At 70.0% G+C, this 23,957-nt stretch carries 23 protein-coding genes and 1 riboswitch (1 of these 24 running past the window's edge); of the genes, 15 read left to right on the top strand and 8 right to left on the bottom strand.

Annotation, left to right across the window (positions count from 1 at the left end):
* Window positions 1-65: 65 nt before the first annotated feature.
* The gene (locus ND450_RS24080) at window positions 66-476 is read left to right on the top strand and encodes a DUF1772 domain-containing protein (protein ID WP_253320961.1); all 411 of its coding nucleotides are present in this window, start codon (window positions 66-68) and stop codon (window positions 474-476) included.
* On the opposite strand, the gene ND450_RS24075 is transcribed toward ND450_RS24080, so the two are convergent.
* Complete coding sequence (locus ND450_RS24075) at window positions 454-1,638, bottom strand: cytochrome P450 (RefSeq protein ID WP_253320960.1); 1,185 nt, start codon at window positions 1,636-1,638, stop codon at window positions 454-456. The two genes, ND450_RS24080 and ND450_RS24075, sit on opposite strands and share 23 nt — an antisense overlap.
* Window positions 1,639-1,678: 40 nt before the next feature.
* Window positions 1,679-3,763: an ATP-dependent DNA helicase RecQ gene (locus ND450_RS24070; protein WP_253320959.1), complete on the bottom strand. Its 2,085-nt coding sequence runs from the start codon at window positions 3,761-3,763 to the stop codon at window positions 1,679-1,681.
* A gap of 198 nt (window positions 3,764-3,961) precedes the next feature.
* Between ND450_RS24070 and ND450_RS24065 the strand changes: the two genes are divergently transcribed.
* From ND450_RS24065 to ND450_RS24020, 10 genes are all read left to right on the top strand, one after another.
* Window positions 3,962-5,260: a glutamate-5-semialdehyde dehydrogenase gene (locus ND450_RS24065; protein WP_371927783.1), complete on the top strand. Its 1,299-nt coding sequence runs from the start codon at window positions 3,962-3,964 to the stop codon at window positions 5,258-5,260.
* A 17-nt stretch (window positions 5,261-5,277) separates the two neighbouring features.
* Window positions 5,278-6,447, top strand: coding sequence for a cytochrome P450 (locus ND450_RS24060; protein ID WP_253320957.1), 1,170 nt, complete (start codon window positions 5,278-5,280; stop codon window positions 6,445-6,447).
* A 182-nt stretch (window positions 6,448-6,629) separates the two neighbouring features.
* The gene (nadD, locus tag ND450_RS24055; protein WP_089928187.1) at window positions 6,630-7,211 is read left to right on the top strand and encodes a nicotinate-nucleotide adenylyltransferase; all 582 of its coding nucleotides are present in this window, start codon (window positions 6,630-6,632) and stop codon (window positions 7,209-7,211) included.
* 85 nt (window positions 7,212-7,296) lie between these two features.
* Window positions 7,297-7,500: a cold-shock protein gene (locus ND450_RS24050; RefSeq protein WP_030468099.1), complete on the top strand. Its 204-nt coding sequence runs from the start codon at window positions 7,297-7,299 to the stop codon at window positions 7,498-7,500.
* 141 nt (window positions 7,501-7,641) lie between these two features.
* Window positions 7,642-8,025, top strand: coding sequence for a ribosome silencing factor (gene rsfS / locus ND450_RS24045; RefSeq protein WP_053735595.1), 384 nt, complete (start codon window positions 7,642-7,644; stop codon window positions 8,023-8,025).
* A gap of 8 nt (window positions 8,026-8,033) precedes the next feature.
* Window positions 8,034-8,639, top strand: a complete 606-nt coding sequence (locus ND450_RS24040) for a histidine phosphatase family protein (RefSeq protein ID WP_253320956.1) — start codon at window positions 8,034-8,036, stop codon at window positions 8,637-8,639.
* Complete coding sequence (gene octT, locus ND450_RS24035) at window positions 8,636-9,349, top strand: diglucosylglycerate octanoyltransferase (protein ID WP_253320955.1); 714 nt, start codon at window positions 8,636-8,638, stop codon at window positions 9,347-9,349. Before ND450_RS24040 ends, octT begins: the two co-directional genes overlap by 4 nt.
* A 20-nt stretch (window positions 9,350-9,369) precedes the next feature.
* The gene (locus ND450_RS24030) at window positions 9,370-10,263 is read left to right on the top strand and encodes a DegV family protein (RefSeq protein ID WP_253320954.1); all 894 of its coding nucleotides are present in this window, start codon (window positions 9,370-9,372) and stop codon (window positions 10,261-10,263) included.
* 87 nt (window positions 10,264-10,350) lie between these two features.
* Window positions 10,351-11,058: a ComEA family DNA-binding protein gene (locus tag ND450_RS24025; RefSeq protein WP_253320953.1), complete on the top strand. Its 708-nt coding sequence runs from the start codon at window positions 10,351-10,353 to the stop codon at window positions 11,056-11,058.
* A gap of 894 nt (window positions 11,059-11,952) precedes the next feature.
* A complete protein-coding gene (locus tag ND450_RS24020; RefSeq protein WP_371927406.1) occupies window positions 11,953-14,757 on the top strand; it encodes a DNA internalization-related competence protein ComEC/Rec2 in 2,805 nt (934 codons plus the stop codon).
* A gap of 10 nt (window positions 14,758-14,767) precedes the next feature.
* On the opposite strand, the gene thrC is transcribed toward ND450_RS24020, so the two are convergent.
* Complete coding sequence (thrC, locus tag ND450_RS24015) at window positions 14,768-16,024, bottom strand: threonine synthase (protein WP_253320952.1); 1,257 nt, start codon at window positions 16,022-16,024, stop codon at window positions 14,768-14,770.
* A gap of 11 nt (window positions 16,025-16,035) precedes the next feature.
* Window positions 16,036-16,183, bottom strand: a riboswitch (SAM riboswitch).
* Window positions 16,184-16,270: 87 nt separating this feature from the next.
* Between thrC and holA the strand changes: the two genes are divergently transcribed.
* Window positions 16,271-17,239: a DNA polymerase III subunit delta gene (holA, locus tag ND450_RS24010; protein ID WP_371927405.1), complete on the top strand. Its 969-nt coding sequence runs from the start codon at window positions 16,271-16,273 to the stop codon at window positions 17,237-17,239.
* A gap of 1 nt (window position 17,240) precedes the next feature.
* Here the strand turns inward: holA and ND450_RS24005 are convergent, their stop codons facing one another.
* From ND450_RS24005 to ND450_RS23995, 3 genes are all read right to left on the bottom strand, one after another.
* Entirely contained in the window at window positions 17,241-18,044 is an 804-nt protein-coding gene (locus tag ND450_RS24005) for a hypothetical protein (RefSeq protein WP_253320950.1), read from the bottom strand.
* A gap of 113 nt (window positions 18,045-18,157) precedes the next feature.
* The gene (gene rpsT / locus ND450_RS24000; RefSeq protein WP_089928157.1) at window positions 18,158-18,424 is read right to left on the bottom strand and encodes a 30S ribosomal protein S20; all 267 of its coding nucleotides are present in this window, start codon (window positions 18,422-18,424) and stop codon (window positions 18,158-18,160) included.
* A 125-nt stretch (window positions 18,425-18,549) separates the two neighbouring features.
* Window positions 18,550-20,814 (bottom strand): glycoside hydrolase family 3 N-terminal domain-containing protein, encoded by a 2,265-nt coding sequence (locus ND450_RS23995; RefSeq protein ID WP_253320949.1) that lies wholly within the window; start codon window positions 20,812-20,814, stop codon window positions 18,550-18,552.
* A 144-nt stretch (window positions 20,815-20,958) separates the two neighbouring features.
* On the opposite strand from ND450_RS23995, the gene ND450_RS23990 reads away from it, so the two are divergent.
* A complete protein-coding gene (locus ND450_RS23990) occupies window positions 20,959-21,702 on the top strand; it encodes a PIG-L deacetylase family protein (protein ID WP_253320948.1) in 744 nt (247 codons plus the stop codon).
* On the opposite strand, the gene ND450_RS23985 is transcribed toward ND450_RS23990, so the two are convergent.
* Window positions 21,699-21,908, bottom strand: coding sequence for a hypothetical protein (locus ND450_RS23985; protein ID WP_253320947.1), 210 nt, complete (start codon window positions 21,906-21,908; stop codon window positions 21,699-21,701). The two genes, ND450_RS23990 and ND450_RS23985, sit on opposite strands and share 4 nt — an antisense overlap.
* Window positions 21,908-22,810, bottom strand: a complete 903-nt coding sequence (locus tag ND450_RS23980; protein ID WP_253320946.1) for an SPFH domain-containing protein — start codon at window positions 22,808-22,810, stop codon at window positions 21,908-21,910. Before ND450_RS23980 ends, ND450_RS23985 begins: the two co-directional genes overlap by 1 nt.
* Window positions 22,811-22,914: 104 nt before the next feature.
* Here ND450_RS23980 and ND450_RS23975 point away from each other — a divergent pair, with 104 nt between their 5' ends.
* Both ND450_RS23975 and ND450_RS23970 read left to right on the top strand, forming a co-directional pair.
* The gene (locus ND450_RS23975) at window positions 22,915-23,349 is read left to right on the top strand and encodes an NUDIX hydrolase (RefSeq protein ID WP_089928147.1); all 435 of its coding nucleotides are present in this window, start codon (window positions 22,915-22,917) and stop codon (window positions 23,347-23,349) included.
* A 43-nt stretch (window positions 23,350-23,392) separates the two neighbouring features.
* Window positions 23,393-23,957: the 5' end (the start) of a polysaccharide lyase 6 family protein gene (locus tag ND450_RS23970; RefSeq protein ID WP_253320945.1), read on the top strand. Its footprint extends 782 nt past the window's final position; the window shows 565 of its 1,347 coding nt (coding positions 1-565); it begins with the start codon at window positions 23,393-23,395; its stop codon lies off the right edge, out of view.

Genomic DNA, 23,957 nt, shown 5'->3' with positions numbered 1-23,957 from the left:
ACGAGCAAGCCCGCGCGATGAACTATCATTGAGAGTCCGGCGTCGGGCGGTCAGAGTTGTCGCTCATGGGGACACTCACGCTGATCGCAGTCACCGCCACCGGCCTGATGGCCGGGGTGTTCTTCGCCTTCTCCGTCGCCGTCATGCCGGGCCTCGCGGACCTGACCCCCGCAGACGCCCGCGCCGCCATGCGCCGGATCAACGCCCGCATCCAGAACCCGGTGTTCCTGCTGCTGTTCCTCGGCACCGCGGTCGTGTGCGGCATCGAGGTCTTCCAGGGCCGGATCACCGGCGGCCTGCTCTACGTCCTCGGCTGCTTCGTGCTGACGATGGTCGTCAACGTGCCGATGAACAACCGCCTCGAACGGACCGACGACGCCTACTGGCCCGACTACCTGCGCAGGTGGACGCTCTGGAACCACGTGCGCGCCATCGCCTGTACCGCCTCGACCGTCACCCTGCTACTCGGATTCTGAGCCCGTTCCTCGGACGCATGGCGGCGAGCCCGGTCGGCGTGAGGCGCTGGGGCAGCAGCTCCGGCTTCTCCTTCTCCAGCAACACCTTCAGCATCACCGTCAACTCGGTCGTGGCCAACCCGGCGCCGACGCACCGATGCGGCCCGCCACCGAACGGCAGGAACTCGTGCGGCGCCGGCTTCGCCTCCCACCGGCCGGGGTCGAACCTCAGCGGGTCCGGGAAGACCTCGGCCAGCCGATGCGTGACGTACGGGCTGTACATCAGGAACGTGCCCTGCCCGATCTTCTTCCCGGCGAACTCGAACGGCTGTGCCGCGACCCGCGCCGACACCACGGCCGGCGGGTACAGCCGCAGCGTCTCGTTGACGACACCGGCCAGGTACTCGTCGTCCTTCTGCGCCCGCTCCCAAGCCCCGTTGTGCCGCAACAGGTTGAACACCGCCCACGCCATTGCGCCACTGGTCGTCTCGTACCCGGCCGCGATCAGCGTGACGACCTGGTCCCGCACCTCGAGGTCGCTCAGCCCGTCACCCCGCACGAGAGAGGCGAGCACGGCACCGGCCTCCCCGCCCTGACGAGCCGCCTCGATCGCCTGGTACACCTTCGCGTCCACAGCGCGCCGCGCCCTCATGGCGTTGTGCCAGGCAGGCGCCCTCAACGTCCTGAGCAGGGTGACGACGGCCGGGTTGCGGTCGATCAGGTTGATCAGCACCTGCAGGTGCGCACCGAAGAAGTCCGACTCCTTCGCCAGTTCCTCACCGAACAACGCATGAATCGTGCTGCGCCGAATGGCCCGCCGGAACTCCTGGTAGGCGTCCACCACCTCACCGGCCCGCCACGAGTCCACCGCAGCCTCGGCGTTGGCCCGCATGACCGGCACGTAACCCGCGATCTGCCGATGAGCCAACGCGGGCTGCACGAACCGGCGCCGCCGCTGGTGGTCCTCACCGTCGCTCACGATCAACGACGTGGGCCCGTCCACTGGCACGAGCGACTGGAAGGCCCGCTCCACCTCGAACAACTCGGGGTGGGCGAAGAGGAACCGGTTCGCCTCGGGCCCGAGCAGGTAGGTGTACGGCCCCAGCCGCACGACCGGCCCGAACCGCCGGTACAGCCCGATCAGCAGATCAGCCTGCCGGTACCGCACGACCTCCGGAGTCATGCCGCTGACAGTGCCACACGGCCCGGCCGGTCCGGCACCGTCAGTTCGTCACCGCCAGCGCGAAGGGCAGCACGGCCGGCACGCCCTCCTTCCTGAGCATCCGAGCCGCCACCGTCATCGTCCACCCGGTGTCGATGTGGTCGTCCACCAGCAGAACCGGACCGTCCACACCGGACACGTCCGGCGTCTCACCCGCCCGCACCAGACCGGCGAGACGCTGCGCGGAGTTGGCCTTGTGCGTCGACTCGCCGAGCCACACGGTGCCGAGGAACGGCAGCCGGCCGATCTCCGCGATCTTCTGGCCGAAGCTGCCGACCAGTTCAGGACGTCGGCGCGAGCCGACCGTCACCACGCCGACCGGGCGTTCGTCCCAGCCCCACGCCGTCAGCACCTTCACGCACGCCGCGAACACGTCGTCCGGGATCTCGCGGTCGGCGCCGTCCGCGAGCAGGTCGCGCAGGCGGTTGCCCCAGCCGATGTCGGTGAGGCGGCCGAGCGCCCTGCCCGTGGCCGCCACCTCGGCCGCGGGGATCTTGCCGGACAGCGGGACGCCGATCGCGTTCATGCCCGTCGGCCACATCTTGCGCGGCGCCACGTCCAGGCCGGGCCGCAGCAACCGCTCGCGAGCCGCACCCGCCGCGGTCTCCGACACCTCGACCGACAGCCGCTCGCCGGTGCAGTTGTCGCAACGGCCGCAGTCGTGCGACGTCGGGTCGTCGAGCTGGTCCTGCAGGAACTTCATCCGGCACGCGTCGGTGCGCAGGTACTCGATCATCACCTGCTGCTCGGCCCGACGCGCCTCCGCGATGCGCGCGTACCGCTCACCGTCGTACTCCCACGGCCGGCCCGTCGACTCCCAGCCGCCCTTCACCCGCCGGACCGCGCCGTCGACGTCCAGCACCTTCAGCACCACCTCGAGCCGCCCGCGCGACAGCTCGACCATCGGCTCCAGCGCCGCCGTCGACAGAGCCCGGCCGGCGCCGTCGAGCGCGGACAGCACCTGCCGCACCACCACCTCGGGCGGGAACGCCAGCGACGCGAAGTAGGCCCAGATGTCCCGGTCCTCGTGACCCGGCAGCAGCACCACCTCGGCCCGTTCGACACCACGGCCCGCACGGCCGATCTGCTGGTAGTACGCGATCGGCGAGGACGGCGCGCCGACGTGCACGACGAACCCCAGGTCCGGCTTGTCGAACCCCATGCCGAGCGCGGAGGTGGCGACGAGAGCCTTGACCTTGTTGCTCAACAGGTCTTCCTCGGCCCGCTCCCGCTCGGCGGGCTCGGTCTTGCCCGAGTACGCGGCCACCGCGAAGCCGCGCGAGGCGAGGAACGCCGCGATGTCGTCCGCCGCCGCCACCGTGAGCGTGTAGATGATCCCGGACCCCGGCAGGCGTTCGAGCTGCTCGGCCAGCCACCCGAGCCGCGACTCCGCGGTCGGCAGCAACGCGACCGACAACCGCAGGCTGTCGCGGTCCAGCGGCCCGCGCAGCACCAGCGTGCCCTCGTCGGCCCCGAGCCCCAGCTGCTCGGTGACGTCGTGGACCACCCTGTCGTTGGCCGTCGCCGTCGTCGCCAGCACCGGCACACCCGGCGGCAGCTCCGTCAGCAACGTCCGCAGCCTCCGGTAGTCCGGCCGGAAGTCGTGCCCCCAGTCCGAGATGCAGTGCGCCTCGTCGACGACGAGCATGCCCGCCGACGCCGTCAGCGAAGGCAGCACCGAATCGCGGAAGTCGGGGTTGTTCAGCCGCTCCGGACTCACCAGGAGCACGTCGACCTCACCCGCCGCGACCTGCTCCTGCACGGCGTCCCACTCGCCGGGGTTGGCCGAGTTGATCGTCACCGCGTGCACCCCGGCCCGCGCCGCCGCGTCGATCTGGTTGCGCATCAACGCGAGCAACGGCGACACGATGACCGTGGGCCCCTCACCGAGCTGGCGCAGCAACGCCGTCGCGATGAAGTACACGGCCGACTTGCCCCAGCCCGTGCGCTGGACGACGAGAGCCCGGCGGCGCTGGGCCACGAGCGTGTGGATCGCGGTCCACTGGTCCTCACGCAGGACGGCCTGCGGGCCCGCCAGTGCCCGGAGCCGTTCCTCGGCCAGTTCACGCAACGCGATGTCGTCCATGGGGAGCAAGCTTGCCAGCCTGTGTCTGTTGGCCGCTGCTCCGCAGCGGCGGCGAGTTCGCCGGGAAGTCTGCCGTCCGGCCGCCGGTTCGGGCCGAATCGCCTTCGGCGGTTGACCTGAACCGGCGGCCGGACGACCGACGCGAACTCGCGAAGTCGGTCGTGGTCGTGGCAGCAAGCCTGCCAGGGAGGTCTGACAATTGTGATTGTCGCAGGTCGTAAGCTGTGTGACGTGACTGATGACCTGCGCGACCAGGTACACGCAGCAGCTCGCCGCGCCCGCGTCGCCGCCGACGAACTCGTCCTCGCCACCCGCGAGCGCAAGGACACCGCGCTCCGCGAGATGGCCGCCGCCCTCCGCAAGCGCGCGCCAGAGATCATCGAGGCCAACCAGAAGGACCTCGACGCCGGCAGGGCAGCAGGTCTGCCGGACAACATCCTCGACCGCCTCAAGCTGAACGAGGACCGCGTCGAAGGCGTCGCCGTCGGCCTGGAAACCGTTGCGGGACTGGGCGACCCGGTCGGCCAGGTGATCACCGGCGGCATCCTGCCGAACGGGCTCGAGCTCAAGCAGGTCCGCGTCCCGATGGGCGTCGTCGGCATGGTCTACGAGGGCCGTCCGAACGTGACGGTCGACGCCGCCGGCCTCGCGCTGAAGTCCGGCAACGCCGCGCTGCTGCGGGGGTCCTCGACCGCCGAGAACTCCAACACCAAGCTGGTCGAGGTCCTGCGCGACGCACTCGAAAGCGTGAACCTGCCGGCCGACGCGGTGCAGCTCCTGCCGTGCCACGACCGCGCGTCCGTCACCCACCTCATCACCGCCCGCGGCCTCGTCGACCTGGTCATTCCGCGCGGCGGCTCCGGTCTCATCAACGCCGTCGTCGAGCAGGCCACGGTTCCCACGATCGAGACCGGCGTCGGCAACTGCCACGTCTACGTGGACGCGCACGCCGACCTCGACATGGCCGAGGCGATCGTCCTCAACGCCAAGACGCGCCGCACGAGCGTGTGCAACGCGGCGGAGTCCCTCCTGGTGCACAAGGACGTTGCGGACGAGTTCGTCCCGCGCATCACCAAGGCGTTGCAGCAGGAGAGCGTGACGATCCACGGCGACGAGCAGTTCGCGCGGCAGGCGGACGTCCTGCAGGCCAACGACGAAGACTGGGGCACCGAGTACCTGAGCCTCGACATCGCGGCGAGGGTCGTCGACTCCCTCGACGACGCGGTGAAGCACATCGCGACGTACGGCTCCGGCCACAGTGAGGCCATCGTCACGAACGACGTGGCGGCGGCACGCAGGTTCACGGCCCGTGTGGACGCGGCGGCCGTGTTCGTCAACGCCTCCACGGCCTTCACGGACGGCGCGGAGTTCGGCATGGGCGCGGAGATCGGCATCTCCACGCAGAAGCTGCACGCCCGCGGTCCCATGGGCCTAACCGAGCTCACCTCCTCTAAATGGGTCGTGTGGGGCGAAGGGCACACACGTCCGAAGGCGTAGCTCCTACGTTCGGAGACATGGCTCCCACCTATCCGTTCTCCGAAGCTGACGGCCTGACCCTCGATCCGACCTATGAACGTCTACGGCGCGATGAGCCCGTCTCGCGCGTGACGTACCCGTACGGCGGCGAGGGTTGGCTCGTCACGTCGTACGAAGAGACGAAGTTCGTCCTGGGCGACCCGAGGTTCAGCCGTGCGCTGACGGTCGGCCAGGACGTGCCGCGGATGCAGCCGCTCATCGCACCCGGCGGGTCGATCCTCACGCACGACGGCGCCGACCACGCGCGCATGCGCCGGCTGGTGTCGAAGGCGTTCACGGTGCGCCGGATCGAGGAACTGCGGCCGCGCGCCCAACAGATCACCGATGAACTCCTCGACCGCCTTCCCGACCCCGGCGACCTGGTCGAGGGCTTCACCATGCCGTTCCCGATCACGATCATCTGCGAGCTGCTCGGCGTGCCCTTCGAGGACCGCGAGGAGTTCCGCGGGTGGTCGAACCAGGTGCTGGCCACGATCGGCGGGCACACCCCCGAAGAGGCCATGCACGGCATGATGAAGCTGCACGCCTACTTCGTCGAGCTCGTCGCGAAGCGCCGTGCGCATCCCACGGACGACCTGATGGGCGCACTCGTCGCCGCGCGGGACAACGACGACAGGCTGTCCGAGGACGAACTCGTCCGGTTCGGCATCACGCTCCTCGTGGCCGGCCACGAGACGACGGCGAACATGCTCGCGAACAGCGTCATCACGCTGTTCGAGCACCCGGACGCCATGAAGAGCCTCCAGGACGACCCCGAGAAGCTGCCGAACGCCATCGAGGAACTGCTGCGGTACATCCCGCTGGGCAGCGGCGCCGGGTTCCCCCGCATCGCGACCGAGGACGTCCAGGTCGGCAACGCGCTGGTGAAGCGGGGTGACGCCCTGCTGGTGGTCGCGTCGTCGGCGAACCGTGACGAGACGATGTACACCAACGGCGCCGAACTGGACCTCGAGCGCGAAGTCGGCCAGCACATGCAGTTCGGCCACGGCATCCACTTCTGCCTCGGCTCGCAGCTCGCCCGGATGGAACTGCAGGTCGCGCTGGGCACCCTGCTGCGCCGGATGCCTGGTCTGCGGCTCGCCGAACCCGTCGAGTTCCGCAAGGGTTCGCTGGTCAGGGGGCCTTTGAGGCTCGCCGTGGCCTGGTGAAGGAAAATCTTGGGCGAACCGCGTAATGGGGGAGCGGCCCGCGCGTTCCTCCAGTGCGCGCGGCTTTGCTTCGGGGTAAGCCGCGACCCGCACGGCCCGCCCTCCCCCTGGGCCGTTCGGTGTGATCAGCACGACCGGCGTCAGGTCTCGGGAGCGGCCCGGCGCCGGTCTACGCTGTTTCGATGCGCATCGGCGTCATGGGTGGCACGTTCGATCCCATCCACCACGGCCACCTCGTGGCCGCCAGCGAGGTGCAGGCCAGGTTCGACCTGGACCGCGTGATCTTCGTGCCGACGGGTCAGCCCTGGCAGAAGGCGTCGCGGGAGGTCTCCGCCGCCGAGGACCGCTACCTGATGACGGTCATCGCCACGGCCTCCAACCCCCGGTTCTCCGTCAGCAGGGTCGACATCGACCGCGACGGCCCCACGTACACCGTGGACACGCTCACGGACCTCAAGAAGCAGTACCCGGACGCCGACCTGTTCTTCATCACCGGCGCCGACGCGCTGGAGCAGATCCTGTCCTGGAAGCGCGCCGCGGACGCGTTCGAGCTGGCCCACTTCATCGGCGTCACCCGTCCGGGCTACACGCTGAACGACCGGCACCTGCCTCCGGGGTCCGTCTCGTTGGTCGAGGTCCCGGCCATGGCCATTTCGTCGACCGGCTGTCGTGCCCGCACCGCCTCGGGTCAGCCGGTCTGGTACCTCGTGCCCGACGGAGTCGTCCAATACATCGCGAAAACAGGCCTGTACTCCGAGTCGTAACCACGTTCGAGTGGATTTTGCGTGCATTCGAGCGCGCGGGGAGCAACAATCAGCGGGTTGTTGCTGGTTCGTGGAAGGCAAGACTTTGGCTACAGGCACCGTGAAGTGGTTCAACGCCGAAAAGGGCTTCGGGTTCATCGCGCCCGACGACGGCTCGGCAGACGTCTTCGTGCACTACTCGGAGATCCAGTCCAAGGGTTTCCGTTCGCTCGAGGAGAACCAGAAGGTCGAGTTCGAGGTCGGCCAGGGCCAGAAGGGGCCGCAGGCCCAGCAGGTCCGCCCGCTCTAAGCTTCGGCACCGGCGAAGGCCACCTCAGGGCGCTGAGGTGGCCTTCGTCATGCGTGGGCGCGAAGTACCCGTTGGCGCTCGCCGGTACCCTCAGTAACTCGTGTGGGCGTATCGACGCCCGCCGGAAGTCAGAGGAGTGACGTGGCAGCCACCGACGAGGCACGACGGCTGGCGCTGGTCGCGGCGAACGCAGCGGCCGACAAGAAGGCGCACGACGTGACGGTGCTCGACGTCTCCGACCAGCTCGTGATCACGGACGTGTTCGTGATCGCGTCCGCTCCCAACGAGCGGCAGGTCGGCGCGATCGTCGACAACATCGAGGAGAAGCTGCGGGAGGCCGGCACGAAGCCGGTGCGCCGCGAAGGGGCCCGCGAGGGCCGGTGGGTGCTGCTGGACTTCGTCGACGTCGTGGTGCACGTGCAGCACGTCGAGGAGCGCAGCTTCTACGGCCTGGAGCGGCTGTGGAAGGACTGCCCGCGCATCGAGTTCGAAGCGGACGTCCCCGCCGAATCCACGGCTGAATGAGGTAGCTGATGGCCCTGAGCCGGCTCGTGCTGTGGCGGCACGGTGAGACCGACTACAACGCGACAGGTCGCCTGCAGGGTCATCTGGACTCGGCGCTCACCGAGACCGGCTTGAACCAGGCCAGGTTCGCCGTGCCGGTGCTCGCCGGGTTCGAACCGGAGATCGTCGTGGCCTCCGACCTGCAACGCGCGCGCAACACCGCCGGCGTGTTCACGTCGTCCGCGGACGTCCCGCTGCGGATCGACGAGCGGCTGCGCGAGACCCATCTGGGCAAGTGGCAGGGCCTGACCGTCGCCGAGGTGGAGCAGGAGTGGCCGGGTGCCGTCGGCGTCTGGCGCACCGACCCGACCTACACGCCGCCCGACGGCGAGTCGCGCGTCGAGGTGGCCGAGCGGGCCATCCAGGTCGTGAACGAGGTCGACGCGGAGTTCTCCGAGACCGTCCTGCTGTGCGCGCACGGTGGCCTGATCAGCGCTCTGACCGGCCGGTTGCTCGACCTGCCGGTGGAGAACTGGTCGCAGCTCGGCGGCATCTCGAACTGCCACTGGACGGTGTTCACCCGCCGCAACGACCGGTGGCGGCTGTCGTCGTACAACGCGGGCACCACGCGTTGAGACTGCTCGTCCTCGGGGACTCGCTGTCGTTCTTCGGGCCTTCCGGGCCGCTTCCCGCTGATCATCCGCAGCTGTGGCACAACATCTGCGCCTCCGCCCTGGGGGGTTCGGCGGAGCTGGCGGCCGGGTTCGGGTGGACGGCGCGGGACGCCTGGTGGGCGTTGACCGGGGATCCGCGGATCTGGTCGTTGCTGCCCCGCACGGACGTGCTGGTGTTCGCGGTGGGCAGCATGGACACGCTGCCCTCGCCGTTGCCCACGTACCTGCGTGAGGGGCTGCGTTATGTGCGGCCGGACTGGCTGCGGCGTTGGGTGCGTGCGCGCTATCAGTCCGTGCAGCCGCGGTTGGCGCCTTACACGCGGGCGTCGCTGCCTCCCGCGCTGACGGCGCGGTACCTGCGGGACATGTTGCAGTCCGTTCGCAACCTCCAGTACACGATGCCGGCGGTCGGGATCGTGCCGTCGGTGCACCGCGCGGCTACGTACGCGTACGCGCATCAGGGACACGCGGCTGCGGTCGCGGCCGTGCGCGGGTGGGCCTCAGGTGCGGAAGTGCCGTTGCTCGACCTGCCAGCGGTGATCGGGGAGCACGTGCGGTCCGGTGCCGGGAACCCGGACGGGATGCACTGGGGCTGGGAGGGGCATGAACTCGTGGGCAAGGCGATGGCCGAACTCATCTCCTCCGTGGCGCTGAGTCCCTCGGAGGAGTGAGCCACGTAGGCTCGTCGCTCGTGCGCATCTCCATCGTCACCGACTCCACGGCATACCTGCCCGAGGGGTTCGCGAAGCGCCATGCGATCACCGTGGTGCCGTTGCACGTGGCGGTGGACGGTGCCGGACGCCTCGACGGCGTCGACTTCGGCCCCTTCGAGCTGGCCGCCGCCCTCGCCGAGCACCGCAGGGTGACCACCTCCCGTCCCACGCCCGGCGAGATGGCCGACGTGTACCGCGAGGCGTTGTCGACGTCGGACGAGGTCGTGTCCGTGCACCTCTCCCGCGAGCTGTCCGGCACGTGGGAGGCCGCGCGGCTGGCGGCCGAGGAGGTCGATCCGTCCCGGATCCGCGTCGTCGACTCGCGCTCGACGGGGATGGGCCTCGGGTTCTCGGTGCTGCGCGCGTGCACGGCCGTGACCGCCGGCCATTCGTCCGCCGAGGTGGAGGAGGCTGCCGCGGCGGCCGCCTCCGAGACGCGGATGTTCTTCTGCCTCGAGACGCTCGAACACCTGCGCCGGGGTGGCCGGATCGGCACGGCGGCAGCGCTGGTGGGGACCGCGCTGGCCGTGAAACCGTTGCTGCACATGGACGACGGCCGGATCGTGCCGCTCGAGAAGGTGCGCACGATGGGCCGCGCGGTGGGCCGCCTGGTCGACCTGGCGGCGGCCGCGGCGGGCGACGGCCCCGTCGGACTGGCCGTGCACCACCTGGCCGCTCCCGAACGCGCCGCGGAGCTTGCCACTCGTCTCGACGAACGCCTGCCCGGCTCGACGGGATGCGTGATCTCAGAGGTCGGTGCGGTGATCGGCGCGCACACGGGTCCAGGCGTGCTGGGCGTCGTGGTGCTGCCGGGAGGACCCGACAGCATCCCACACACCCCCGACAATTCCCCGTCCCAGAGCGACGAGTGATCGCGACCTGTCCACAACCCGCGAGTAATCCACAGACCCGGAGCTGACCCCACCTCCCCGCCCACCCCGCTCCGTAACGTCGCTCGCATGCTCCCCCGCTCCCACCCGGACCCCCTCCCGACCGAACGCCTGGCCGCCCTGGCCGACAAGGTGAGAGCCGACCCGACCCTGGTCTACGCCCGATCAGAGGACTCGGACGAACACGGCCCGCCACTCCGCCGCCGCTTCCGCCTGCCGAACCTCCCCCGCCGGGGCCTGCTGGCCCTGGGCGTGGCCGTGGCGTGCGCGGTCATAGGCCTGGGCAGCTGGTGGCAGAGCCCCGCCGCCGAACCGGCCCCGGACCTGGCCCTGGTCAGCACGTCGGCCCCGGCCCCCGACCTGGTGGTGAACGTGATCGGCGAGGTGGCCACCCCGGGCCTCGTCACCACGACGTCCGGCGCCAGGGTGGCCGACGCCATCCACCTCGCGGGCGGCATGAAGCCGGGCACCGACCTCCACAACCTCAACCTCGCCCGCAAACTCACCGACGGCGAACAGATAGCTGTGGGCATCCCACTCCCACCCCCAGCCCAGCCAGGCGCACCTCAGGCAGCCGCGCCCCAGCCCAAGCTGAACCTGAACTCCGCCACCCCGACCGAACTGGACGCCCTCCCCGGCGTAGGCCCGGTGACGGCCCAGCGAATAGTCGACCACCGCACCCGCAAGGGCCCCTTCGCCTCGGTGGACCAACTCCGCGACGTAGAAGGCATCGGCGACTCGAAGCTGGCCAAGCTGGCCGACCTGGTCCACACATGACCACCACCGGCATCGCCAGAACCACCGCCGGCAAGGCCGCCGCGGCCGTGGCCCTCTACCACCGCACCAGGGCCCAGTACCTGCACCTCACCCGCCAGACCCTGATCCCGGCCGACCACAACAACCTCCCGCGCCCCCTGACGCTCACCTTCCCGCTGCACCGCTCCCAACCCCGACCCGCCACACCCCGCCGCCGCCCACTGGCCAGGGTGATGCACCACTTCCTGGCCGCAGCCTTCCCGCCACTGCCAGCCCCAGCCCCGTCAGCCCCGGCCCCGTCAGCCCCGGCCCCGTCAGCCCCGGCCCCAGCACCGACGCACCTCACACAGCGCGCCTGCCGCTTCTGCGAGGCAACAAACCCAAGCGCCGCCCCCGACCACCACGGCTAGCGCCACCGAACCCACGTCCCACCCCAGCCCGCCCCACGTTCCGCAGGCTCGGCCGTGCTCTCACCGAGCCCGCAAGCCCGGCTTCGCAGGTCACGAGCCCACGCAGGCGCCTGTCCAGGCACGACACACCTCGCCCAGGCCGATCCGGCCAGCCCCAACCCAACCGGCCCCACCCAGGCGCCTGTCCACTGCACCCGGCCGATCCCACCCGTCCTCCTGGGCCCAGCGACCTTCCCTTCGCCTCGAAGTCCCGGTCTTCCCCCAACCGATCCGATCGGAGCCAGCCATGCCATCCGTCCGCATCACCACCACACCCCGCCACCCCCGCAGCGACACCGCCCGCCACCACCCGTCGGCCGCCGCCCCGAAGTTCTGCCGCCCGCACATCCCACCCACCCCGCCTACCCCGCCGCGCCCACCACCCCGCCCACCCGAACCTGCCCCAACCCCGCCAAGGCAGCCCCACCCGTGACACAAGACCTCCCGCCGCCCCAGGGAGCCCCCAATGCTCCGCAAGCACCCGATAACCCACGACTTCCGCCTGGTCCCGGCAGCCGCCGCAGTCTGGGCAACAGCCGTGGCAGGCCTCTTCCTCAGCTGGCAGGCGGCAGCGATCACCGGCCTGGCAGCAGGAGCGATCGGCCTGGCGGCGTGGCGCAGGGCCTGGTGGAACAGGACCTGCGCGATCGCTCTCCTGGTCTCCGGCCCGCTGGCAGCGGCCTGGGTGGGCGGCCACGTGCTCAAAGCCGAAACCCACCCGCTCCGCCTCGCTGCGAACGAAGGCCGCAGCACCACGCTCACCGTCGAGCTCACCACCAGACCGAAGGGAATCCGGGCCGCGGGCTTCGGCGGGACGCAGGCCGGCGTGGAGAACGTCGTGATCCGGGCGACGGCGGACGGTGCCCAGTTGGTGCTGCTGACGCCGGCGGACGGGTGGCGGGATCTGCTGCCAGGTCAGCAGGTCACGGTCAAAGGCTCGCTCGCCCCACCCAGGGGCGGAGATCTGGCGTCGGCGTTGCTCCGAGTGCGCGGGCCGCCGCAGGACGTGCGACCGCCGCCGTTCTGGCAGACCTGGGCCGACCAGCACCGTGACGGGCTGAGGCAGGCCAGTGCGGTCCTGGACGACGAAGAAGCCGGACTGCTGCCCGCACTGGTGGTGGGCGACACCGAGCGGATGGTGCCGCGCATCGTCGAGGAGTTCCGCACAGCAGGGCTTGCTCACCTGCTCGCGGTGAGCGGCGCGAACCTGGCGATCATCTGCGGTGCTGTCTACCTCCTGACGAGGCGGCTCGGGCCGCGTCCGGCGGCGGCTGCGGCGTTCGTCGCGCTGGTCGGGTTCGTCGTCCTGGCCGGGCCCGAGCCGAGTGTGCTCAGGGCGGCGGTCATGGGCGCCGTCGCGCTGCTGGCTTTGGTGGTGGGGCGGCAGCGGTCCGCGGTGCCCAGTCTGGCGACGGCCGTGCTCGTGCTGGTGTTGCACGATCCGGCGCTGGGTGGTGAGCCGGGGTTCGCGTTGTCCGTGGTGGCAACGGCTGCGTTGGTGCTCGTCGCGCCGAAGTGGGCGCGGGCGCTGAAGAAACGCGGTGTGCCGAACGGGGTGGCCGAGGCGATCGTCGTGCCGATGGCCGCGAGCCTCGCCACGGCTCCCGTGGTGGCCGGGTTGTCCGGGCAGGTGAGCCTCGTGTCGGTGGTGGCCAACCTGGTCGCCGGACCGGTGGTGGCGCCGGCGACGGTGCTGGGTGTGGTGGCGGCGGCAGTTGCGCCGCTCTCGCCTCAGGTCGCTGAGGTCGTCACCCACGTGGCCGGGCCGGCGGTGAGTTGGCTGGTTCTGGTCGGGCGGCAGGCGTCGGTCGTGCCCGGAGCGGCGGTCGGCTGGCCGGACGGCTGGAGCGGGGCCATCGCGCTCACGGCGGTCACCGTGGCGGTCGTGTTGTTGTTGCGGTTCAAGAAGACGCGGACGTTGGTCGTCGCTGTGCTCGTCGGCGGGTTCGTGGTGCTGGTGCCGTTGCGAGTGGTGGCGCCGGTCTGGCCGCCCGACGGGTGGAAGGTCGTCAGTTGTGACGTGGGCCAGGGCGACGCGCTGGTGCTCGCCACCGACGACCCGGAGACGGCGGTGCTGGTCGACACCGGGCCGGATCCCGGCGCGGTCGACCGGTGCCTGAAGACGTTGGGAATCAACAAGATTCCGCTGGTCGTGCTGACACACCTGCACGCGGACCACGTCGGTGGCCTCGACGCCGTGCTCACCGGGCGTGTGGTGGGGGCGGTCGCGGTCGGGCCGCTCAAGGAGCCCGCGTGGGCGTGGAGGGAGGTCAGCAGACGAACGCGCGCTCACGCCGTGCGGGTCGTCGAGCCGAAGGCGGGCGAGCGGTTCGCCTTGCCAGGACTGGAGTTGGAGGTGATGGGCCCCAGGAGGCCACCGGTCGCCGAGGACGAGAACACGACGGTGAACGACTACTCGCTCGTGCTCAAGGCACACACGAGAGCGGGCCGGGTGTTGCTCACCGGCGACGTCGAACTGGCCGGCCAGGCGGCGCTGCTGGGGGAGCGGGACCTGAACGCCGAGGTGCTCAAGGTGCCTCACCACGGCAGCCGCTACTCACTGCCCGCGTTTCTCAAGGCCGTGCGGCCGCGGGTGGCGCTGGTCAGCGTCGGCACGGGCAACAGGTACGGGCACCCGAGCGCGCACGTCATCGACGTGTTGCGGGCGGGAGGCGCCTTGGTGTTGCGCACGGACAAGGACGGAGACCTGGCGGTACTGCCGGGAAACCGAATCGTACGAAGGAGAAGAGATGGTCTGGGTCAGGTTGTTCAACGCGCGCTACCCGATCGCCGGCGGCACGCCCGGCCTCGCATGGGCGCTGTGGCAGACGAACTACACGGCGACGCCGTGGCCGCACGACGAACTCAAGCCCGATTTCGGTTACTACATCTGCGAAACACTCGAAGACGGCACCCGCGCCGTCACGTACCGGGCGACGACCACGCACGTGCTGCCCCCGACGAAGGCCGAGTCGCCGGAAGAGGCATACGACCTCGTCGCGGAGCACGTCTTCGACGACGAACTGCGGATCGCGCCGGACATCTGGCACGACTACCACTACAACGCGCTGAAGGCGGAAGCCCCGTGGCCGCAACGGATCGTGGCGTGGCGCGCGACCGTGGAGCAGGTCGGGCCGCACGTGGTCGACGGCCTGCTGCGCTTTCCCCGCACGGGCTGGCTCGAGACGGACGCGATCGCCCTGTGAGGCGTCCCGCGCAGTCACAAAGCGGCTCGGGGACGCGTGTGCGCCCCCGAGCCGGAAGGAGGTGATCCGGGGTGATTAACCCAGTGCCTTGATGACGGCCTCGGCCGACGGCGGGACCGTCGCGCGCGGGCCGACCGTGTCGCCCAGTGCGTCGAGGGTCTTGAGGCCGTCGCCGGTGATCAGCAGCACGGTCTCGGCGTCGGGGTCGAGCTGGCCCGTCTCGATCAGCTTCTTCGCCGTCGCGACGGTCACGCCGCCGGCGGTCTCGGCGAAGATGCCCTCGGTGCGGGCGAGGAGCTTGATGCCCTCGACGACCTCTTCGTCGGTGACGTCCTCGATGGCGCCGTTGGTGCGGCGGACCGCGTCGAGCACGTACGGGCCGTCGGCCGGGGCCCCGATCGCCAGCGAGCGGGCGATCGTGTCCGGGCGGACCGGGCGGATGACGTCGTGGCCCGCCTTGAAGGCGGCGGAGATCGGGGAGCAGCCCGTGGCCTGCGCGCCGAACACCTTGTACGGGGAGGCTTCCACGAGGTCGAGCTGGCCGAGTTCGCGGAACGCCTTGTCGACCTTGGTGAGCTGCGAGCCGGAGGCGATCGGCACGACGATCTGGTCGGGCAGGCGCCAGCCGAGCTGTTCGGCGACCTCGTAGCCGAGGGTCTTGGAGCCTTCCGCGTAGTACGGGCGGACGTTGACGTTGACGAACGCCCAGTCCTCGTTCTCCGCGGCGAGCTCCTGGGCGAGGCGGTTGACGTCGTCGTAGTTGCCGTCGACGGCGATCAGCGAGCCGTCGTAGACGGCGCTCATCAGAATCTTGGCGCGCTCGAGGTTGGAGGGGACGAGGACGACGGACTTCCAGCCGGCGCGGGCCGCGGCCGCGGCGACGGCGTTCGCCAGGTTGCCGGTGGACGGGCAGGCCAGCACCTTGAAGCCGAGTTCGCGGGCGGCGGCGAGGGCGACGCCGACCACCCGGTCCTTGAACGAGTGCGTGGGGTTGCCGGTGTCGTCCTTCACCCAGACCTTGCGGACGCCCAGGGCCTTGGCGAGGTTGTGGGCCTCGACCAGGCGGGTGCCGCCGGGGTCGGTGTTCGGGTGCTGTTCCACAGTGGACGGAACGGGGAGGAGGCCGCGGTAGCGCCAGATGGACTTGGGGCCGGCCTCGATGTCCTCGCGCCGGATCTTCCCGAAGTCGTAGGCCACTTCCAGCGGCCCGAAACACTCGAGACAGGCGTATTCAGGAGCGAGAGGGGTTTCGTTGCCGCACTCCCGGCACAGCAGCGCGCGGGCGGGGCCGAGGTCGAACTTGGTGCTCGTGGGCACACTGACAGCAGTCATCGCGAGGTATCTCCTCATCTGTCCCGCGAAATCGAACGGGTCGGAATTGGCACCGTGATCGTCTGCACTCAGATGCGCGCACAGGTATGTGTGCACACAGCGCTGACGCCGGTTGCCGGGGCTTCTTCGGGCCGGTCCCTCTGCCCCTCTGGATGAGCGGTGTTCAGTTGTGGCCACCAACCTACGGCATGTGTCGGTTGCCGATCCACAATCGCCCACGATCCGGGACGTGGGAGGATGCCGGTCGTGAGCGCACCGGAGTCACTGCACCTCGTCGTCGGCGAAGAGGAGCTGCTGGTCGAACGGGCTGTTCGCGCGGCTCTCGAGGCCGCGCGGAAGGTCGATCCGAGCGCCGACCTGACCCGCGTCCAGGTGACTGATCTCACCCCTCCTGAGCTCGCCGAACTGGTGAGTCCGTCGCTGTTCGCGGAGGGGCGGGTGATCGTCCTGCAGAACGGTCAGGACATCAGCAAGGAGGTCGCCGACACGGTGCTCTCCTACGTCAAGGCGCCCGCGGACGGGGTCACGCTCGTCGTCGTGCACACGGGCGGTGGTCGCAGCAAGGCGGCCAAGGACCTGCCGGGGCAGCTGAAGAAGGCCGGTGCCGCGGTCACCGAGTGCGGCAAGGTCACCAAGCCCGCGGAGCGCGAGGCGTTCGTGCGCAACGAGGTGCGGCAGGCGGGCGGCAAGATCGACCCGGAGGCCGTCGCCACGCTCATCGACGCCGTCGGCACGAACCTGCGCGAGCTCGCGGCGGCCGCCTCGCAGCTCGTGTCCGACACCGACGGCAAGGTGACGATCGAGGAGATCCGCCGCTACCACCAGGGCAAGGCCGAGGTGACGGGGTTCGCCGTCGCGGAGAAGGCCGTCGTGGGGGACAGGGCGGGCGCCATGGAGGCGTTGCGCTGGGCCATGCAGCTCGGTGTGCCGCACGTGCTGGTCGCGGACGCGCTGGCGGACGCGGTGCGCACGGTCGCGCGGGTGTCCGCCGTGGGCCGCGCCGACCCGTTCAGCCTGGCCGGGCCGCTCGGCATGCCGCCGTGGAAGATCAAGAAGGCGCAGGCCCAGGCCCGAGGCTGGGACCAGACGGGTCTCGCGGACGCGATGCAGGTGGTCGCGGGGCTCAACGCGGACGTGAAGGGCGTGGCGGCCGACGCCGACTACGCGCTGGAGCGCGCGGTGCTCCGGATCGTGGCCGCGCACAGCCGACGCTAGGTCAGCGCCTCGGAATCCCGATCAGGTACTGGGCGCCGGTGAAGCCGGGTTCGACGCCGATCGTCCACGTGAACGTCGCGGTGTCGCGCAAGCCGTCGACCATCCGCCGCAGTTCCGCGCGCCCGTACATGCGCAGGAACGACACCAAGCTGTCGAAGAACATCATGAACGGCAGCACCGGCACGACGTACGTCAGCGCCAGCCGCAGCAGGTAGCGCGGCAGGGGATTGCGCTGGAACGGCGCCGCGAGCAGCACGGCCAGCGTCAGGAAGAACGGGAACACCAGCACGTAGAGCCACGACCGTTTGGTGTCCACGACCACTATGGGCTGCCGGGTGTCGACGGCGTTCTGCAGCATGCGCGTCGCCAGCGCGGGCGGGAAGTGGTGGAAGGCGCCGTAGATCGTCCGCGTGCCTTCCAGCCGGCAGTCCGTGGCGTCGACCGACGACGACACGTGGTCCACCGAGCAGCACGAGTCCAGCCGTCGCCGATTGGAAGCGGCGACGCGCTCGAACGCGGGCACGTTCGGCACCAGGTCGGTCAGCGTCACCCAGGTGTGGACACCTGAGGCGTGCAACCGCCGCTGGATCAGCGGCAGCGGCCCTCCCGAACCCGAGCAGAGGTCGACGATCCGGTGGTCCGCGCCCGACCGCAGGGCGAGCGCCAGCGGGCGGGAGTACTCGCGCGCCGCGTCCGTCAGCCGGTAGATCGTGAGGATCGACTCCGTGTGCAGGGTCCGCAGCACGGGCGGGGTGCCGTCGAGGTCGTGCAGCTCGAAGAAGTCGAGACGCGGCAGCGATTCCATGAGGACTACGCCTACACCAATGACGCGGTCGTGTGCGCATGAACACGAAAGGGCTCCACCTCCCGGAGGAGGTGGAGCCCTCTCAGCAGAAGCTCGAAGCTCCGCGTGCGAGATCAGCCCTCGAGGGAGTTCGCGCGCAGCGCCATCGCCGACTTCTTGTTGGCGGCCTGGTTGGCGTGGATGACGCCCTTGCTGGCGGCCTTGTCGAGCTTGCGGGACGCGTCCTGCAGCAGCTCCAGGGCCTTCGCCTTGTCACCGGCCTCGGCAGCCTCGCGGAACTTGCGGATGGCCGTCTTCAGGGACGACTTGACCGACTTGTTGCGAAGGCGGGCCTTCTCGTTGGTCTTGATCCGCTTGAGCTGGGACTTGATGTTCGCCATGCGACATCACCCTTCTTGTCGAAACCGGGGTTCGTGACGCGCTTGGTCGGCACCGGCCACGAGGACCGGGTCTCCTCCACGGCGGAGAGCCGCGCGTTCACGACGACGAAGGATATCAGGCCAGCTCAGCGCACCGTGAAGGTGGCCTTGTCGGCACCCACCACGGCCTCGTAGCCACCGCGGGCGACCTCACGCCGTCCGCCGCCGTCCACGTCGCCGACGGTCAGGGCCAGCTGGGAGAGCGCGAACGGCACCTCGACCTGCTTCGACTGCCCTGCGGCGAGTTCCACGCGGGTGAAGCCCACCAGACGGGCGTCCGGGGTCAGCACCGGGGAGGCCGGTTGGCGGACGTGGACCGGCACCACGGCCGTGCCCGCACGCGGGCCGGTGTTCGCCACGGTGAACTTCACCACGCCGTTCGAACGGTCCACCGACACCGACGGCCCCGAAGTCGTGAACGACGTGTACGACAGCCCGTGCCCGAAAGCGTAGAGCGGGTCGTACTTCGCGCCGGCCGAGGTGTTCGCGCCCGGCAGCTGGTCGTAGGTGAGCGTCGGATCGCCCAGCGTCCGGGGCCACGAGATCGGCAGCTTGCCGCTCGGGTTGACGGCACCGAACAGCACGTCGGCGATCGCCCGTCCGCCCTCGCTGCCCGGCAACCAGCCCGCGACCAACGCGTTCGCGTCGGCAGCAGCTCCCAGCACCTGCGGCCGCGCGGTCAGCAGCACCACGACCACCGGCTTGCCGGTCGCCTGCACCGCGTCCACCCACGCCTGCTGCTCCGGCGTCAGCACCGGGTTCTCCGTGTCGGCGGGCCCCTCCGCGCCGGGCTTCTCACCCAGCACCACGACCACCGCGTCCGCTCCCGCCGCCTCGGACACCGCCGCGGCCTGAGTCGGGGCGTGCACCACGGACGCACCGGGAACGGCCTCGCGCACACCCGTCAGCACGGTCGCGGTGGGCGGCAACGGCGAGTCGTCCGGCACGCCCTGCCAGTCGACGGTCCACCCACCGAGCTGGCGGCGCACGTCGTCGGCGGTCTCCCCGGTCACGACGATCTTCTTGGCGCCGACCGACAACGGCAGCACGCCGTCGTTCTTCAGCAGCACGGTGCCCTCGGCGGCGGCCTTGCGCGCGAGGTCCCGGTCCACGCCCACCACGGTGCCGTCGGCCTTCGCCGGGTCCACGTACGGCTTCTCGAACAGCCCGAGGTCGAACTTGAGCGTCAGCACCCGCCGCACGGCCTGATCGATCCGCCCGCGCGACACCGAGCCGTCACGCACGTTCGCCAGCAGCAGCGACGTGAACTCGGCCGCGTTCGACGGTTCCATCGCCATGTCCACCCCGGCGTTGACGCTCATCGCGATCGCCGTCTTGTAGTCGGGCGCGACCTTGTGCCGGTCGACCAGGTACCGCATGTCCTGCCAGTCCGAGACCGCGACGCCCTTGAACCCCATGCGGTCCCGCAACTGCGTCTGCAGCATGTACTTCGACGCGTGCACGGGCACACCGTTCACCGAACCCGAGTTGATCATCACCGTGCGCACGCCCGCGTCGAACTGCGCCTGGAACGACGGCAGCACCAGGTCCTGCAACTGCCGGATCGGGATCTGCGCCGCCGCCCGGTCGTGCCCGTTCGCGGGCGCCGAGTACCCGGCGAAGTGCTTCGCGGTGGCGGTCAGCTGCGCGGTGTCGTCCACCTTGGACTGCTGCCCGCGCACGTTCGCCGCCGCCAGCTGCCCCGCCAGGAACGGGTCCTCGCTGTAGGTCTCGTAGTACCGGCCCCACCGCGTGTCCCGCGCGATGTCCGAGACGGGCGCGAAGTTCCAGAAGACACCGGTGGCGCGCAACGCTTTCGACGCGGACACACCGATCTTCTCCTGCAACGCGGGATCCCACGTCGCGCCGAGCCCGATCTGGTGCGGGAACATCGTCGCCGAGATGACGTTGTTGTGCCCGTGCACGCCGTCCGACCCGTAGATGATCGGGATCTTCAACCGGTTCTTCTCCAACGCGTGGCGCTGGATGGCGTTGTTCATCTCGGCCCACGCCCTGGGCGTGTTCTCGACCGGTGAGTCACCGCCGCCGGACAGGATCGAGCCCACGTGCGCGTCCGAGAGAACGGCCTTCAGGCAGGACTCGACCAACGGCCCGTTGACGTTGTTGCAATCACCGCGCAGTTTCCCGACGCGGATCTGGGTCATCTGCCCGACCTTCTCCTCGAGCGTCATCCGTCGCAGCAGGTCCTCGACCCGCCGTTCCGTCGACGCCCGGTTGTCGAGGTACAGCTCCTTGCCGGCCGCCAGACCACCGGCCGGTGTCATCGACGCGATCACCACAGCGACGCCCAGCACGCCGAGACCGGCGCGTTTGCGGGAGAACAAAGACAAGACTCCTCCACGTTCCCGGTGCGCCCGCCGCACACGATCGCGTGGGCGAACACGACCGGCACACCTCCGAACGGAGGAACTCGCTGCAAGCGTTTTCATACTGGTGAAACGCCTGATCAGCCACCTGCGCCGAAAGGAGGAAAAATGGCCGCCATGACAGTGCCCGCGCTACCCGAGGAGTCGTTCAGACGGGTGCTCTGCGTCGTCGCGCACCCCGACGACATGGAGTACGGCACGTCCGCGGCGGTCGCCCGCTGGACCGCCAAAGGCATCGAGGTCGGCTACCTCCTGCTGACCCGGGGTGAGGCAGGAATGCCGAACCCGCCGGAGGAGACCGCACGGCTGCGGGTCGCCGAGCAACGGGCCGCGTGCGACGTCGTCGGCGTCGAGCACCTGACCGTTCTCGAACACCCGGACGGCGTCCTCGTCCACGGACTCGACCTGCGCCGCGACATCTGCCGCGAGATCCGCCGGTTCAAACCCGACGTCGTGTTCGGCAGCGGGTACGAGATCGAGACGCCGTGGGGCTTCGACCAGGCCGACCACCGCGCGGCCGGCCTCGCCACCCTCGACGCGCTGCGCGACGCCGGCAACCGCTGGGTCTTCCCCGAGCAGGTGGAAGAGGGCCTCGAACCGCACTCACCGCGCTGGTACCTGCAGGTCGCGATGGGCGACGACGCCACGCACGGGGTCGACGTCACGGGCGAGCCGTTGCGCCGGGGCGTGGCCTCGCTCGAAGCGCATGCCGCGTACCTCGCCGCGCTGCCGGACCACCCGGCCCCCGCGGACCTCATCCCGATGTTCGCCACGATGGGCGGCAAGGCCATGGGCGTCGAGCACGCCGTGCTCTTCCGCGCCCACGACCTCCAAGCACCGCCCGAGTTCTAGGACTCGTCGTCGGGCTTCTTCGGCGGCCTGCCGCGGCGAGGCATCTTCTTCGCCTCGCCCGGCAGCCGGCCCGCGTCCGCCAGCGCACGCCGCAGCAGGAACTCGATCTGCGCGTTGGTGCTGCGCAGCTCGTCGTTCGCCCACCTGCTCAACGCGTCGTGCACGGCCGGATCGAGCCTGAGCAGAACGCTTTTGCGATCCGCCATCAGGTGTACAGCGACCCGGTGTTCACCACGGGCTGAGTGGAACGGTCACCGCACAGGACCACGAGCAGGTTCGACACCATCGCGGCCTTGCGCTCCTCGTCGAGCTCGATGACCTCGTGGTCGGCGAGCCGCTCCAGCGCCAGCTCGACCATGCCGACGGCGCCTTCGACGATCCGCGTCCGCGCCGCCACGACGGCGCCCGCCTGCTGCCGCTGCAACATGGCGTGGGCGATCTCCGGCGCGTACGCGAGGTGCGTGAGCCGCGACTCGATCACCCTCACGCCGGCGGACTGCACGCGCGCCGCGATCTCGATCGCGAGCGTCTCGGTGATCTCGTCCGCGTTCTCCCGCAACGACAGGCCCGTCTCGGCGTGGTTGTCGTACGGGTAGCTGTTCGCGATGTGCCGCACTGCGGTCTCGGTCTGGATGCCGACGAACCGCACGAAGTCGTCGACCTCGAACCGTGCGCGCGCAGTGTCCTCGACCTGCCACACGACCACCGCGGCGATCTCGATCGGGTTGCCGTCGGCGTCGTTGACCTTCAGCGTCGCCGTCTCGTGGTTGCGGATCCGGACGGAGATCTTCTCCCGCGTGGTGAGCGGGTTCGCCCACCGCAGACCGTCCGTGCGCACCGTGCCCACGTAACGGCCGAGGAACTGCAGCACGCGCACCTCACCGGGTGCGACCGTGAAGAGCCCCTTCCAGATCACAGCGGCAGCCAGGAACAACAGCACTCCGGTGAGCAGCAGCCCGACCGCCGGGTCGCCGTCGGCGGCATCGGTCGTCTTGATCCCCTCGATGAACGTCCACACGCTCACAGCCAGCACCGCCAACCCAGCGAAGAACATGAGGAGACCGGGCAGTTCCCGCGCTTGCTTCTCGCGGACGACAGGCGCCGGCATCTGAACCGTCGTTTCGATGGATGCACTCATCCAGGACCCCCTAGCGAAGTAGTAGCTAAGTGATATCACTTTTTTCGCGGTGATCGCAAGTTACGCTGCGTCGCATGAGGGCGAAGAAGCAGCGCGTGGCCGCGTACGGGGTGTGCATCAACGAGAACGACGAGATCCTGCTCGCGCGCTGGCTTGGCCCTAAGGGCAAACGTTGGATCCTCCCCGGAGGCGGCATCGACCACGGCGAGCACCCGTACGACGGGGTCGTCCGGGAGGTCGAGGAGGAGACCGGCTACGTCGCCGAGGTGGTCCGCCTGCTCGGCATCGACTCCGAGTTCCGCGAGGAGCCCGACCGCGACTACCACGCACTTCGGATCATGTACGAGGTGCGGATCGTGGGCGGCGAGCTGCGCAACGAGGTGGGCGGCTCGACCGACCTCGCCCAGTGGTTCCCGCTGGCAGACATCGGACAGCTGGAGCGCGTGCCGTCACTGGACACGGCTCTCGGTCTGTACCGGACCTCGCCACCAGCCGGAATCTTGCGGTAGCTTCCCCCTACCGCCGCCGACGACCCAACACCGGAGTTGGCGAATGATCCGATCACTGGCCGCAGTCGGCGCGGCCGCCCTGCTGTCGTCCTTCGTTCACGTGCCTGCTTTCGCTGCTGTCGTCGGCGTCTCCAGCGTGTCCTCCCTGCAGGCCGCACTCGACACCGCACGACCTGGTCAGCGCATCGTCCTGGCGGACGGTGTGCACGCCACCGACCAGCCCGTCAAGATCACGAAGTCCGGCATCACCGTCGCCGCCGCGCACGCCGGCCGCACGGTCTTCACGCGAGGGGGCCTCGAACTCGGGGCTGTCCGCGACGTGACGATCGAGGGGTTCGTGTTCGACGGCACCAGCTCGATGTCCGTCCCGCCCGAGGCGCAGGCCACGCGCATCACCCGCAACACCTACAGCGGGAACAAGGACGGCGCCTCGCTCTCCGTCAGCGCGGACGACGTCCAGGTCGACCACAACACGTTCCAGAACCGGAACAACGAGGGCGTCTACCTGCAGATCACCGGTCCGGGCAGCGAGATCGCCAAGCGGACGTGGATCCACCACAACTACTTCTACAACCACCAGTTCACCGGCGCGAACGGCGGCGAGTCGA

This window comes from Lentzea sp. HUAS12, assembly GCF_024125735.1.
In the GTDB taxonomy this organism is placed as follows: Bacteria; Actinomycetota; Actinomycetes; order Mycobacteriales; family Pseudonocardiaceae; genus Lentzea; species Lentzea albida.
This window is presented reverse-complemented; position numbering and strand designations above follow the sequence as displayed.

Excerpts from the sequence above, each read along its gene's own strand:
- ND450_RS24080 (WP_253320961.1), top strand. The coding sequence starts at position 66 with ATGGGGACACTCACGCTGATCGCAGTCACCGCCACCGGCCTGATGGCC.
- ND450_RS24075 (WP_253320960.1), bottom strand. The coding sequence starts at position 1,638 with ATGACTCCGGAGGTCGTGCGGTACCGGCAGGCTGATCTGCTGATCGGG.
- ND450_RS24070 (WP_253320959.1), bottom strand. The coding sequence starts at position 3,763 with ATGGACGACATCGCGTTGCGTGAACTGGCCGAGGAACGGCTCCGGGCA.
- ND450_RS24060 (WP_253320957.1), top strand. The coding sequence starts at position 5,278 with ATGGCTCCCACCTATCCGTTCTCCGAAGCTGACGGCCTGACCCTCGAT.
- nadD (WP_089928187.1), top strand. The coding sequence starts at position 6,630 with ATGCGCATCGGCGTCATGGGTGGCACGTTCGATCCCATCCACCACGGC.
- ND450_RS24040 (WP_253320956.1), top strand. The coding sequence starts at position 8,034 with ATGGCCCTGAGCCGGCTCGTGCTGTGGCGGCACGGTGAGACCGACTAC.
- ND450_RS24025 (WP_253320953.1), top strand. The coding sequence starts at position 10,351 with ATGCTCCCCCGCTCCCACCCGGACCCCCTCCCGACCGAACGCCTGGCC.
- ND450_RS24020 (WP_371927406.1), top strand. The coding sequence starts at position 11,953 with ATGCTCCGCAAGCACCCGATAACCCACGACTTCCGCCTGGTCCCGGCA.
- thrC (WP_253320952.1), bottom strand. The coding sequence starts at position 16,024 with ATGACTGCTGTCAGTGTGCCCACGAGCACCAAGTTCGACCTCGGCCCC.
- ND450_RS24005 (WP_253320950.1), bottom strand. The coding sequence starts at position 18,044 with ATGGAATCGCTGCCGCGTCTCGACTTCTTCGAGCTGCACGACCTCGAC.
- rpsT (WP_089928157.1), bottom strand. The coding sequence starts at position 18,424 with ATGGCGAACATCAAGTCCCAGCTCAAGCGGATCAAGACCAACGAGAAG.
- ND450_RS23990 (WP_253320948.1), top strand. The coding sequence starts at position 20,959 with ATGGCCGCCATGACAGTGCCCGCGCTACCCGAGGAGTCGTTCAGACGG.
- ND450_RS23985 (WP_253320947.1), bottom strand. The coding sequence starts at position 21,908 with ATGGCGGATCGCAAAAGCGTTCTGCTCAGGCTCGATCCGGCCGTGCAC.
- ND450_RS23980 (WP_253320946.1), bottom strand. The coding sequence starts at position 22,810 with ATGCCGGCGCCTGTCGTCCGCGAGAAGCAAGCGCGGGAACTGCCCGGT.
- ND450_RS23975 (WP_089928147.1), top strand. The coding sequence starts at position 22,915 with ATGAGGGCGAAGAAGCAGCGCGTGGCCGCGTACGGGGTGTGCATCAAC.